Origin of the sequence: Cyclobacterium jeungdonense, assembly GCF_010994275.1 — a bacterium.
Lineage (GTDB): Bacteria > Bacteroidota > Bacteroidia > Cytophagales > Cyclobacteriaceae > Cyclobacterium > Cyclobacterium jeungdonense.
This window is the reverse complement of the sequence record NZ_WMCD01000001.1, coordinates 1,006,446-1,020,576: the sequence shown is the minus strand read 5'-3', so window position 1 is coordinate 1,020,576 and position 14,131 is coordinate 1,006,446. Positions and strand designations below refer to the sequence as shown.

Here is a 14,131-nt window from a genome sequence, read left to right as displayed (position 1 = left end):
TTGAAAAGCAAATTATAAAAAAATGAAAGTTATAAAAAAACAACTAGTGAGTGCCCTGACCTTACTTTTAATAGTAGGATTGGTCAGTAGCTGCGACAAAGATTTCGAGGAGGTAAATTCTAATCCCAATAGTCCGGAAACCGTTTCATCTTCCCTTTTATTACCGAATATTATCCGAAATGCGGCTAATGAGATCGTTGGAAAAGGGTGGGGTATAGGCAATGTGGTCATGCAGTACACTTCAAAGATTCAGTTTACCAATGAAGATCGGTACAATTGGGGTCCGGAGGGAGATCCTTACAGCGTGTTTTACAATACGCTTCGGGATGTGAATAATATGGTGTTGATCTCTGGCGAGGCGGGAGAGAACAATTACGTGGGTGTAGCCCTGGTGATGAAATCCCTAATGTACGCATTCATGACGGATGCCTATGGAGACTTGCCTTATACCGAAGCTATTGGGGCCAAAGATGGAATAAATTACCCCAAATTTGATCGTCAGGATATAATCTATGATGGAATATTGCGTGATCTGGAACAAGCTAATCAGCTGCTGGGAAGTAGTTCTGAAGGGCTGGAGGGCGATATTCTTTTTCAGGGAGATATCCTTAAGTGGAAAAAATTAGCAAATTCACTTCGGCTTAGAGCATTAATGCGCATTTCGGACAGGGAAAATCCATCCTCAGGCATGCAGGCAATTGTGAGTAACCCTCAGCAATTCCCCGTTTTTGAGGGAAATGAGGATAATGCAGCCCTTCAGTATTTGCAGGATGTGCCTAATCAACATTATCTGTTCACGACTCGGTCCGGATCCTTTGATGAGTATCGTCTTAGCACTACTATCGAAGGTTATTTGAAAGATATGGAAGATCCCCGTTTGTTTGCGTACTATCAACCAACCAACGACAGTGGGGCTGGAATAATAGGAGCACCCGAAGACTATGCGGGCGTTCCTAACGGACTAGCCGATGAAAATGCCTATGGCTACTCTCCTTCCGGAGATCCCAACAAAGGGGGGTCTAATTTTATTTCGAGGGTAGGCTTGTTATTTTCTTGTCTGGCTTGTTCTGAATATGCTTCGCCGGTAGGTTTTCAAACCGTTCTAATGAGCTATTCGGAACTCCAATTTCTACTGGCAGAAGCCAGGGAGAGAGGGTTCATTTCTGTTGGTGATGCAGGTACATATTACGAAAATGGTATTCAGGCATCATTTGATTACTATGAAGACCGTCTACGGGTGGCTAATTTGGGAGAAATAGCAGATGCTGTCCAACCTGCTCCCGCGTATTATTCACAGGGAACCGTGGCTTACACGGGTAGTCAAGAGGAAAAGCTGGAGAAAATTGGTACCCAGAAATGGATTGCGTTGTTCTTCAATGGCCTTGAAGGATGGTTTGACTGGAGAAGAACGGGCATTCCGGAAATCGAGCCAGGACCCGCTGCTTATATAGAAACGGTTCCAGTACGATTTATGTATCCAACCGGTGTACAAGCGCTAAACAAGGAAAATTACGAACAAGCGGTGAGTGTTCAAGGTCAGGATAGAATCACCACGCGAGTTTGGTGGGATGTGGAATAAACAGATGCATACCAGGCAGGAAATATACCTGCCTGGTATTTTTTGTTTAAAGGCACCGATTGAATTAATTTACTAGTGGGATTTCCGTTGGTAATTTTTCGATGGTTATCAAAAAATAGACGGGTTTTTATTTTCTTCTGAATAGACGAAGGGAATATTGAAAAGTTAGCGTATTTATTTATGAATGAAAATAGAAGGGAATTTCTAAAAAAAGCGGCACTTTTTTCTGGTGGAGCAGGCCTTTGGGGGGCTTTACCATCCTCCATCCGCAAAGCCATGGCAATCAATCCTGATCCGGGAACTACCTTTATGGATGCGGAGCATGTGGTAATTTTAATGCAGGAAAACCGCTCCTTTGACCATTGTTTTGGAAAATTGAAGGGTGTTCGGGGGTTTAATGATCCTCGGGCTATCCGGCTCCCAAACAAGGATTTAGTTTGGTTGCAGCGGGATAACAAAGGGCAGACTTTTACTCCTTTCCGTTTAAATATCAAAGATACGAAGGCAACATGGATGAGTGCGATTCCTCATTCCTGGGAAAATCAAGTGGATGCCCGAAATAACGGGAAGTACGATGGCTGGATCGAGGCAAAACGTCCCGGGAGAAAGGAGTTTAGTCAGGTACCGATGACTATGGGTTATTACGATCGGGAGGACATTCCCTTTTATTACGCCTTTGCCGATGCGTTTACCGTTTGCGACCAACACTTTTGCGCTGCGCTGACCGGAACTACTACCAACCGAAATTACCTCTGGGCGGGTAAAACGGTAGGTAATCCAGGTGAGAAGCCATTGGTAAGAAATGGGGAACATACCTATGGTAAAGAAGTGGATTGGAAAACCTTTCCCGACCGTCTTCAGGAACAGGAAGTGGATTGGAGGGTATATCAAAACGAAGTGAGTGTTAATACCCTTCTGGAAGGGGAAGATGAATCCTGGTTGGCTAATTTTACCGATAATAACCTGGAGTGGTTTAAGCAGTTTGCTGTTCGGTTTACTCCTGGGCATTATGCCTTCCTGAAGCACCACCATAAGAATCTCCCAATTGAAATTACCAAACTGGAAAAAGAAATTGCCCAAGCGCCTATTGAAAGTAAAAAAGAACTTTCAGGTAAGCTGGAAGCTAAAAAGACGGACCTGGAGTTTATAGAAAAGACGCTAGCGGAATTTAATCCCGAAACCTTTTCCAGGCTTAGCGAAAATGAAAAGGAATTGCATAAAAGGGCTTTCACGACAAATATAGCCGACCCAGATTATCACCAAACAGAGACGTTAGCGTATAATGAGGGAAATGAAAAAAGGTCCACAAAAATTCCAAAAGGGGATATTTTTCACGAGTTCCGGAAAGACGTCGACTCGGGAAATTTGCCGACAGTTTCCTGGCTGGTGGCACCGCAAAAATTTTCAGACCATCCCAGTGCGCCTTGGTATGGGGCTTGGTATGTATCAGAAGCTTTGGAGATTTTGACTAAAAACCCCGAGGTTTGGAAGAAAACCATCTTTATTCTTAATTACGATGAAAACGATGGGTATTTTGATCATATTCCTCCCTTTGTACCACCCAAACCGGGTGATTCCACGACAGGGCTAATGTCCAAAGGCCTAGATGCCCAAACTGAGTACGTTACCCTGGAGCAGGAACTGAAATACCCAGGTATGAAGCCTGAAAATGCCAGGGAGAGCCCTGTGGGCCTGGGATATCGCGTACCTTTGATTGTTGCTTCCCCATGGAGCAGGGGAGGATGGGTGAATTCGGAGGTTTGTGACATATCTTCTACCATTCAATTTTTGGAAAAATTCCTCTCCCAGAAAACCGGAAAAACCATTCGCGAGGAAAATATCAGTAGTTGGAGAAGGACCATTAGTGGGGATCTTACTTCTGTATTCAGACCTTACAATGGAGAGGATATGGAATTGCCCGATTTTGTAGATTTTGAAAATCATGTAAAAACCATTCATAGTGCCGGATTCAAAGAAATCCCGAATAATTTCAAGGCTCTTGAACCTGAAGAAATCCGACAGGCCAATGACGATTCGCGGGAGTCACCCTGGATTCCTCGTCAGGAGCCGGGCACCAAGCCCTCCAATGCCCTTGCTTATGAACTCTACGCGGAAGGAAACCTGGATCAAGAGGAAGGTGTTGTCAGGATTCGATTTGAAGCCTCGAATAGGCAATTCGGTAAAAAGTCCCTTGGAGCCCCTTTCGTTGTTTATGTTCCTGGAGCGTATGTATCTGTTGAATCGGGGGAAGCTGAAACCTGCCGAACCTGGTCCTTTGCTGTCAAACCGGGAGATGAATTGAATTATGAATGGCCCTTGGAAAATTTTCCAGAGGATGAATATCAATTGTTAGTCTACGGGCCCAACGGTTTTTTCCGGGAGTTTAGCGGCCGAAAAAATTCCCCTGTCTTACATATACAATCAGAATACCTACTGGAAGACTCTGTTTCCGGTTCGGGTCTTGTTAAGTTGGTTTTGGAAAACAGAGAGAAGCAAAGCGTAGCACTGTCGGTTTCTGATAATGCTTATCATCAGGGTAAAAAATTCATTACCCTCAAGGCGGGACAGAAAAAATCCGTTCGTATTCCTACGCGCTCTAGTCAGGGCTGGTATGACTTTTCGGTACAGGTAAAAGGTAATCCCACTTTCATTAAAAGGTATTGTGGGCGGCTAGAATTTGGTAAACACAGTTCCTCTGATCCTTTGATGGGCGGAGAATTGCAGCTGGGTCTTTCTTAAACTATTAAAAAAATACAGGCAGTCCTGGAAACGCGTTGGCTGCCTGTGTTTTTTTTTAACCTTTTCATTCATTCCACTTTGCGTAATCTACCGTAAATGGCCATTTTTATTTCCTAAATGAAGGAATAGTCGTAATTTTTTCTTTTTTTTCTGAAATTAATTTTGATTTCTTTAATTTCAGCAGCCGATTTATTCTTAGATGGATCCGCTGGATGGTCAAAAAATGGAACATGAAGCCAATTTTAAGCTAATTTTTCTGGAGGGTATTGCGTCTTCACGCGATAAAAGAATAGAAGATAGCGTTAGTTATTGATTCAGATTCATGATGGTGATTGTTCAGGAGCGATTGGTTCGGTTGATATAAAGTAGTCAGGAATAATTCAGGTATAATTTACACCCAATAACCTACGATGATATGATTCGGTTTTTAAGCTGTGATTGGGGAACCAGTTCATTCAGGCTTCGATTGGTGCGTGTGGAAGATAGACAAATTCTCGGAGAATATTTTTCCGATGTGGGCGTCAAACAGGCATTCTATAGCTATAAGGAAAGTGGATCCGGCACAGAACGAGAGCAATTTTACTTGGATTTGCTTAGAGAGGGTGTAAAGGCGCTGGAAAGAAAGCTGAACGTGGATCTTACCGAAACGATGATCCTATGCTCTGGAATGGCTTCTTCCACGATAGGAATAAGGGAGTTACCATATGCGACGCTTCCCTTCCCTGTAAATGGATCTACCATGGAGATGCATTTCTATAGATCTGGAGAAGTAATGGATCATCCGATTTTTTTGCTTTCGGGTGTCAAAAGTACCCGGGATGTGATGCGGGGTGAGGAAACCCAACTTATAGGGGTTATTCGTCAACTGCCATCCTTTTCTGGACAGGGCGTTTTCATCTTTCCGGGAACCCATTCCAAACATATTTATGTGTCGTCAGGTGAAATTACTGATTTTAAAACCTACATGACCGGAGAAGTTTTTCAGCTTCTTTCGCAAAACAGCTTGCTTTCAGACAGCATCAGCGTAGGAGAGTTAGCAGGCTCAGAACTGGGATTTGCCTTTGCTAAAGGGGTGGAGGAAGGAGCCAGGAACAATTTACTGGGTACACTTTTTCAGGTTCGGGCAAACGAATTATTTGGAAAACTATCAAAAGCTGAAAATTTTCATTATTTGAGCGGTTTGTTGATTGGCAACGAACTTAGTAATTTGTCAACTAATGGAGACTTTCCCATTTATTTATGCGCCGAAGGGGCCTTACATTTAACCTATTCCAGGGCCATGGAAATTTTGACTCTAAACGCAAAAATTCTCACAAAGGAGGAAGTTAGGCAGGCTGTAGTATACGGACAACTGGAAATATTTAATTATACCAATAATCATGAAAAAAGCATTTTCTTGGGAAGCTTTTGAGAAAGCCCCCATTGTATCCATATTCAGAAACCTTAAAAGTGAGGATTTGATTCGGGTGGCCTCCTGTTTTCAGGAAGCAGGAATCAGCACCATGGAAATTACGATGAACTCGGATAATTCCAAAAGGGACATCGCACATTTGGTGGAGGAATTTGGAGACGTGTTGAATATTGGGGCGGGTACAGTTTGTGATTTGAACGGTATGCATGAAGCCCTGGAGGCTGGCGCCCAGTTTATAGTAACTCCCATTTCGGATACTGATGTGATTAATTATTGTGTTGCCCAGAAAATCCCTGTCTTTCCCGGGGCATTTACTCCCACCGAAATTTTCAAGACCTGGCAAATGGGTGCAACGATGGTCAAGGTATTTCCAGCGGGGTCCATGGGACCTGCTTATATCAAAGATGTCCTGGCCCCATTGAACGATATTTCCCTAATGCCTACGGGAGGAGTTAATGCGGGTAACATTGCTGCCTATTTTGAAGCAGGCGCGAAGGCTGTTGGTGTGGGCAGTGCATTGGTTCCAAAAGAATTTCTTAAAAATAGAGACTGGAAGGGTCTTACCAATCACCTACATGCTTTTTTAGGGGCCTATAGGAAGTTTGCCGATAGGCAGAATACTGATAGCAGCCTTTGATTGAATCTAAACCTATAATCAACACCCAAAATCCCCATGGACCAAACCATTTATTTATTTATAATCACCTCTTTATCAATCGTACTTTTATTGGTGTTGGTAATGAAACTGAAAGTTCATGCCTTCATTTCTTTACTTCTTGCCAGTTGTTTTGTGGGATTGGCTGCCGGGATGCCTTTTATGGAATTGATTGCCAGCCTTCAGAAGGGGATGGGGGATATTCTGGGGTTTATTACCATTGTCGTGGGATTAGGCGCTATTTTAGGAAAATTGCTTGAGGTATCTGGAGGAGCGCAGACCATGGCGCATTTCCTCATAAAAGGTTTTGGCGAAAAACGGACCTCCTGGGCGTTGATGCTTACGGGGTTTATCGTATCTATTCCCGTATTTTTAGATGTTGGTTTTATTATTTTAATACCTCTGGTCTACGCCCTGGCCCATAAAGCCAAAAAATCCCTGCTTCATTTTGCGATTCCCTTGCTAGCAGGAATGGCAGTGACACATGCTTTCATTCCGCCAACACCAGGTCCCGTTGCGGTGGCGGAAATCATTCAAGCTCCTTTGGGCTGGATGATCGTTTTCGGGGTATTGGTCGGGCTTCCTTGTGCTATTTTAGCCGGTCCGGTCTTTGGTGGATTTATTTCAAAGCGGATTTTTGTACCGGTTCCTGCCCATATTGAATTCAATGACGAAGAAGAAAGTAAAGCCAGCAGGAATGATTTTTTTATGATCGCATTCATCATCATTTTGCCTTTATTTTTAATTCTGATTGCCACGAGTTCTGACATGTTTGTGGACATGGGCTATATCAATGGAGATAACTTTTTGATCCGTTTTGCTCAATTTCTAGGTCACCCCTTCATCGCACTAACCATCGCCACTTTGGTAGCCTCCTATTTTCTGGGATTCAGAAAGGGTTTTAAAGCCAGGCAGCTTTTGGAGTTTTCTGACAAAGCCCTTGCACCTGCGGGACTGATCATCGTCATTACAGGTGCGGGAGGAATGTTTAAAGAAATTTTGGTCCAGAGCGGAGCTGGAGAGGCCTTAGCGGAAGTATTTATTGCCTATAATGTGGCACCAATTGTAATGGCTTATTTGATTGCAGTAGTCATTCGGATTATTCAGGGTTCGGCTACGGTAGCCATGGTGACAGCGGCAGGGATGATAGCCCCGGTTCTGATTGGACTGGACTATTCCGATCCGCACAAGGCCCTGATTGGTATTGCCATTGCGGCCGGTTCCTGCATCTTGTCCCATGTGAATGATAGCGGCTTTTGGCTGGTAAAAAAATACCTGGACATTTCCGAAAAGGAAACCTTACAAACCTGGACTGTCCTGGAAACCATTATTTCCCTTACCGGCTTTTTTTTGGTTTTGATCTTATCTTTGTTTATCTGATCAATTGAATTTAAATTTTAGTAACTTATGGAAAGTGTAACATGAAATCGAGCAGGACGGAGCCGTCACACAATAGGATGACTATCAATCATGCGAGATTCCATCTGACCGCTGAAAAAAAAATATAAACAGATGAAAATATACAGAACAGAGAAAGGAATCGTCCTGGAAAAAGGGCAGGACCTATACCTGGTGAAAGACCAGGATTGGGATGAATTTATCAACGATGATAAACTGTTCCGGAAAATCACCGATTTGGTTCAGGATTTAGCACCGGATGAGCAGGCGCATGATTGGCTGGCAAATGCCTTACTTCCTCCTATAGCCAACCAGGAAGTATGGGCCAGCGGTGTGACCTATTACCGGAGTAAGCTGGGTCGGCAGGAAGAATCCAAGGATAGTGGCGGAGGAACATTCTATGAAATGGTATATCAGGCGGAAAGGCCTGAGTTGTTTATGAAGGCTACCGGGCCCAGAGTAATGGGACATATGCAGCAGGTTCGCATCAGGAAAGATTCTAATTGGAATGTGCCCGAACCCGAACTCACGCTTTTGATTTCCAGTTCAGGAAAAATTCTGGGCTATACCATAGGGAATGATATGAGTTCCAGAAGCATAGAAGGAGAGAATCCTTTGTACCTTCCACAAGCCAAAGTTTACGACGGTTCTACGGCTTTAGGCCCCTGCATTCTCGTTAGCGAAGAAAAATTACCACTGGATACAGCCATAAAGCTGGAGATCATCCGGGATAGCAACCTGGTTTTTAGTGATTTCATAACGATTGATCAGATTAAGCGGAAGTTTATTCAACTGGTGGAATTTCTCTATCGGGAATATACCTTTCCCGCAGGTGCTTTTTTAATGACTGGAACAGGCATCGTACCGGATCATACCTTTACCCTACAATCAGGTGATAAAATCAAAATTCATATTGACGGTATCGGCACACTTATCAATTCAGTAGCGTAGCAGAAACTACCAGATATTTTTCTGAAAGTAAGGTAACCATTTGCTACAGCGCAGGTTAAACCGTTCGGTCGGAACTTCGGGTCTCGCTGCAGGGTAGGTGTACAAAATTTTAAATCGTTTGTCCACGACCAAGTCAATTATTTTACCTAATTTTGAATCCCATAAGAATATAAACAAAATTTCATCCACGCGTTCTTATGGGTTTTTCTACAAAACACATCTTTATTACTGGAGGGGTAACCTCTTCATTGGGCAAGGGCATAATTGCAGCCTCGCTTGCTAAGCTTTTGCAGTCCAGAGGCATATCAGTAACCATCCAAAAATTCGATCCTTATTTGAATATCGATCCCGGAACTTTGAATCCCTACGAACACGGAGAGTGTTACGTAACAGAAGATGGTGCGGAGACCGATTTGGATTTGGGGCATTACGAGCGGTTCTTGAATACGCCTACCTCTCAGGACAATAACGTTACTACCGGTAAAATATACAACAACGTCATTACCAAAGAACGAAAAGGAGAGTTTCTGGGTAAGACGGTGCAGGTAGTTCCGCACATTACCGATGAGATCAAAAATAATTTTTACAAATTAGGTAAGGATGGAAAGTACGATGTGATTATCACCGAAATTGGAGGTTGTGTCGGTGATATTGAATCCTTACCTTTTATAGAAGCTGTACGGCAGGCCAGGTGGGATTTGGGTCCTAATAATATTTTGGTGATTCACTTGACGCTGATTCCGTATCTATCTGCAGCAAAAGAGTTGAAAACCAAACCTACCCAACATTCTGTGAAGCAACTGTTGGAGGCTGGTGTTCAGCCTGATATCCTGGTTTGCAGGACGGACCGTCATCTGCCCCTGGATGTAAAAAAGAAAATTGCGCTTTTCTGCAATGTGCAACTAAATTGTGTGATTGAGGCTATGGATGCCGATTCTATTTACGATGTTCCTCTTTTAATGAAAAAAGAACGTCTGGACGAAAGGGTAATGAGTAAACTCAAAATTTCTTCCAAGACTAATACGGAATTGGAACAATGGAAGGATTTTTTGGGCAAATTGAAAAACCCAACCATGGAGGTAGATATTGCCTTGATCGGCAAATACGTGTCCTTACCGGATGCCTACAAGTCCATCATCGAGTCCTTTATCCATGCCGGGACTTTACTTGAATGCAAAGTCAACCTTCATCTGATATCCTCGGAGGAAATCAATATGGATAATGTTGAGAAGAAATTACAGGATATGGACGGCGTTCTGGTAGCCCCGGGTTTTGGCGTTCGTGGTTTGGAAGGGAAATTGGAAGCAGCTAAATTTGCCCGGGAAAATGAGATTCCTTACTTCGGAATTTGCCTGGGTATGCAAATAGCTGTTATCGAATTTGCCAGAAATGTGATGGGACTGGCGGATGCTTCATCCACTGAAATAAACGCCGACTGTAAAGATCCGGTAATATTTTTAATGGCGGAACAAAAAGACATCACCCAAATGGGGGGAACCATGCGGTTGGGAGCTTACCCTTGCGAATTGGTAAAAGGCACCAAGGCCTTTACAGCTTACGGAAAGCAAAAAATCACTGAACGGCACCGTCATCGGTACGAATTTAATAACAAGTACCTAAAGGACTTTGAAAATCATGGTATGTTGGCTTCAGGAAAAAACCCGGACAAGGGACTGGTAGAGATTATTGAATTGAAAGATCATCCCTGGTTCGTAGGTACCCAGTTTCACCCTGAGTATAAAAGTACGGTACTGAATCCGCACCCTTTATTTGTCCGGTTTATAAAAGCAGTAGGAGAAAAAAAGCAATCGAAATCTTAAAATAATTGCATTGAAAAAGACAGGTTTAAGAAACCTGTTTCGTAAACAATAAAAACATGGATAAAAATCAAGCGACGGGACTTATCCTTTTCGCAGCCGTAATTTTGGTTTATTCGCTCTTTTTTGCTAGCGGACCCGAACCGGTTATCGAACCTCAAACTGACAACACCACCCAGTTGCAATCCCAATCACCGGATATAGAAGAAACGGAAGTGGATAGTATAGCATCTGGAGATAGCCTGCAAAATATAGCGGCTCGTCAAAAATACGGAGACTTTTCAAGTCTGGTCAATGGTGAGGAGCGTTTTTATACCTTGGAAAATGATGGTCTTATTATAACCTTTTCGAACAAAGGGGGAGAAATTCAGCGGGTTGAGGTAAAGGATTTTCAAACCTATGATCAGCAAGCCCTTATTTTATTTGATCAGGAATTTGGTGATCTGGAATACGAAATAAATGCACCGCAGGGAAAAATCGGGTTAAATGACCTGTACTTTGATGTCAGTGAATCGACTTCTGGTACCGCTGAGGATCAAGCAAAGCAACTTGTTTTTACGGCCAATGTCGGCACAGGAACATTAAAGAGGATCTATACCCTTCCGGGGTCTGGCTATCAGTTGGGCCACGTATTGGAGGGGACCGGTCTGGGTTCCCTTGTTTCCGATGAGACCGTTACCGTCAACTGGAGGAGTGAACTGCAAAAGTTGGAAGAAGACATGGAGGAATCCCGTAGGAAAACCTATATGAATTTCTATACTACTGATGAAACTTATGATTACCTCACAACGGGAGACTCCGAAGATGCGCAACAGGTCGGGGAACCCTTAAAATGGGTGGCTTTTAAGCAGCGGTTTTTTACTTCCGGTATCATCGCATCCAACCAGTTTAATGGAGGCAATTTAGCTCAGGAGACTCCTCTGGACGCTTCATCGGTAAAACGCATGTACGCGACCTTAACCCTACCTATGAATGAGGAAGTAAGTTATTACTTTGGCCCCAATAACTACAAAATACTGAAACAAGTGACCCCCGAATTTGACAAAAATGTAGATATGGGCTACGTGTTTGTCAGTTGGGTAAACAAATACATTATCGTAAACTTGTTTCACTGGCTGGAAAACTTTTTTGATAATTACGGGGTAATTATCATTCTGATAGTTTTCATTATCAAGCTATTTCTGCTACCCTTGACCTACAAATCCTATATAGGTATGGCTAAAATGAGGGTCATTAAGCCAGAAATAGATGAATTGAAGGAGAAGTACGGTGAGGATCAGACAAAAATGCAGCAGGAGCAAATGAAATTGTTCGGGCAATTGGGTGTAAGTCCGATTTCAGGTTGTTTGCCCATGGTGCTGCAAATGCCTTTTCTATTGGCCATGTTCTTTTTCTTTCCCAATTCCATAGAGTTGCGGCAGGAATCTTTTCTTTGGGCCCACGATTTGTCTACTTATGATTCGATAATGAATTTACCTTTTACGATTCCATTCTATGGATCCCACGTCAGTTTGTTTACCTTGTTGATGACCCTTTCGCAAATTGCCTACACCCACTTTAACAACCAACTGACAACGGCTCAGGGGCCAATGAAAAACATTGGTTATATCATGCCAGTTGTTTTCATGTTTGTATTAAACTCCTTTCCTGCGGCGCTAAGTTTTTATTACTTTGTTTCCAATATGGTAACTTTTGGTCAGCAGGCTTTGATCAAGCAATTTGTTGATGACAGTAAGATCAGACAAAAAGTCGAAGAAAGTAAGGCAAAAAATGCCAATAAGAAAAAGTCCAAATTTCAAACCAGAATCGAACAGGCAATGAAGGCAGCTGAAAATAAAAAGAGCGAGCCAGCCAAGAAAAAGGGTAAGCAGAAATAATTATTGTTGGGCTGAGAAATTGAAAGGCATGGAAACTTCCATGCCTTTTTCTGCTTCTATACGGCTATTACAGGTTCGGTATTGGGTCTTATATAGCTTCAAGTAGTTGATTTACAGATGTCTAAAAGTTTTCCACCGGGTAATGTGGAAAAGTACCTGACCATAGTTCCGATTAAAATGATATATTTGTGAAGCTATCAGGAACCGAAAAATCAAAAATCAATGATTGAACTCAAGTACTTTGGTCATTCGACCTTCTTGATGAGAGTAAATGGAAAGCAGATTCTTTTTGATCCGTTTATCACACCCAACTCGCTGGCCAAGGATGTAGCTATTGAGAAAATAAATCCTGATTATATACTTGTAACTCATGGTCATGAAGATCATGTAGCCGATGTGGAGAGGATAGCCAGGAAAAGTGGTGCCATGCTGGTTTCCAATTTTGAAATTGTATCCTGGTTTCAGGGAAAAGACCTTGAAAATGTTCACCCCATGAATCATGGGGGAACTAAAGCTTTTGACTTTGGAAAGGTAAAATATGTAAATGCCATTCACAGCAGCACTCTTCCGGACGGGTCAAGTGGGGGAAACCCGGGTGGATTTGTAATATCATCGGATGAGGGCGTGTTCTATTACGCTGGAGATACGGCGTTGACATACGATATGAAATTAATCGGTGAATCTTTTGCTATCGATTTTGCCGTATTGCCTATAGGGGATAACTTTACGATGGATATTGGTGATGCCATCAAAGCAGCGGATTTTGTAGGTACTGAAAAGATTGTAGGCATGCACTACGATACCTTTCCTTACATCACCATCAATAAAGAAGAAGTAAAGCAATTGGCAAAAGAAGCCGGCAAAGAATTGTTTTTACTTCAAATAGGAGAAAGTATTACGCTTTAAGAAATAATGGGAAAAGTAATCGCTATTGCCAATCAAAAAGGGGGGGTGGGTAAGACTACCACGGCCATGAATCTGGCAGCCAGTCTGGCTGTTTTGGAGTATAAGACACTTGTGATCGACGCAGACCCCCAAGCCAATACCACTTCAGGTCTGGGGTATGACCCCAAAGAAATCGATACCAGCATCTATGAGTGCATGGTAAACGAGAATGAAATTGAGGAGATTATTATTTCTACGGAAATAGAGAATCTGGATTTAGTACCTTCTCATATCGACCTGGTGGGGGCAGAAGTGGAAATGGTTAATCTGGAAAACCGTGAAGAGAAAATGCGGGGAGTAATCCAGGGACTAAGGGATAAATACGAGTTTATAATTATCGACTGTTCACCTTCACTTGGATTAATAACCATCAATGCCCTGACAGCTGCCAATTCGGTGATAATTCCCGTACAATGCGAGTATTTTGCACTGGAAGGTTTAGGGAAACTCCTGAACACCATAAAGATTATTCAGACCAGACTCAACCAGGAGCTTGAAATTGAGGGTATTTTATTGACCATGTACGATGTCAGACTGAGGCTATCCAATCAGGTAGTCGATGAAGTGAAAATGCATTTCAAAGACATGACCTTCGAAACCATTATCCCCAGAAACGTGAAATTAAGTGAGTCACCAAGTTTTGGGATGCCCGTGGTTGCTTTTGATGCTACAGGAAAAGGTGCGGTGGCCTACTTAAATCTGGCCAATGAAATTGCCACTAAAAATGGTATGGCCAAGGTAAATTGATTAGTTAAAACA

10 protein-coding genes are annotated in these 14,131 nt (G+C 42.7%); all 10 read left to right on the top strand.

Annotated elements, in window-relative coordinates:
* Nucleotides 1-22 precede the first annotated feature (22 nt).
* The 10 genes from GKS34_RS03955 (at nt 23) to GKS34_RS03910 (ending at nt 14,119) form a co-directional block, all read left to right on the top strand.
* Complete coding sequence (locus GKS34_RS03955; protein WP_163383485.1) at nt 23-1,579, top strand: SusD/RagB family nutrient-binding outer membrane lipoprotein; 1,557 nt, start codon at nt 23-25, stop codon at nt 1,577-1,579.
* 180 nt (nt 1,580-1,759) lie between these two features.
* Entirely contained in the window at nt 1,760-4,318 is a 2,559-nt protein-coding gene (locus GKS34_RS03950) for a phosphocholine-specific phospholipase C (RefSeq protein WP_163383484.1), read from the top strand.
* Nucleotides 4,319-4,733: 415 nt separating this feature from the next.
* Entirely contained in the window at nt 4,734-5,729 is a 996-nt protein-coding gene (locus GKS34_RS03945) for a 2-dehydro-3-deoxygalactonokinase (protein ID WP_163383483.1), read from the top strand.
* Nucleotides 5,698-6,366 carry a bifunctional 4-hydroxy-2-oxoglutarate aldolase/2-dehydro-3-deoxy-phosphogluconate aldolase gene (locus GKS34_RS03940; protein ID WP_163383482.1) on the top strand — a complete coding sequence of 223 codons (669 nt, stop codon included), beginning with the start codon at nt 5,698-5,700 and terminating at the stop codon, nt 6,364-6,366. The genes GKS34_RS03945 and GKS34_RS03940 overlap by 32 nt, the downstream gene beginning before the upstream one ends.
* A gap of 36 nt (nt 6,367-6,402) precedes the next feature.
* On the top strand, nt 6,403-7,764 hold the full coding sequence (locus GKS34_RS03935; RefSeq protein WP_163383481.1) for a GntP family permease: 1,362 nt from the start codon (nt 6,403-6,405) through the stop codon (nt 7,762-7,764).
* Between the two features lie 132 nt (nt 7,765-7,896).
* Complete coding sequence (locus GKS34_RS03930) at nt 7,897-8,733, top strand: fumarylacetoacetate hydrolase family protein (protein WP_163383480.1); 837 nt, start codon at nt 7,897-7,899, stop codon at nt 8,731-8,733.
* 197 nt (nt 8,734-8,930) lie between these two features.
* Entirely contained in the window at nt 8,931-10,553 is a 1,623-nt protein-coding gene (gene pyrG, locus GKS34_RS03925) for a CTP synthase (RefSeq protein ID WP_163383479.1), read from the top strand.
* Between the two features lie 56 nt (nt 10,554-10,609).
* On the top strand, nt 10,610-12,427 hold the full coding sequence (gene yidC / locus GKS34_RS03920) for a membrane protein insertase YidC (protein WP_163383478.1): 1,818 nt from the start codon (nt 10,610-10,612) through the stop codon (nt 12,425-12,427).
* A 222-nt stretch (nt 12,428-12,649) separates the two neighbouring features.
* Complete coding sequence (locus GKS34_RS03915; protein WP_163383477.1) at nt 12,650-13,333, top strand: metal-dependent hydrolase; 684 nt, start codon at nt 12,650-12,652, stop codon at nt 13,331-13,333.
* A 6-nt stretch (nt 13,334-13,339) separates the two neighbouring features.
* A complete protein-coding gene (locus tag GKS34_RS03910; RefSeq protein WP_163383476.1) occupies nt 13,340-14,119 on the top strand; it encodes a ParA family protein in 780 nt (259 codons plus the stop codon).
* Nucleotides 14,120-14,131 lie beyond the last annotated feature (12 nt).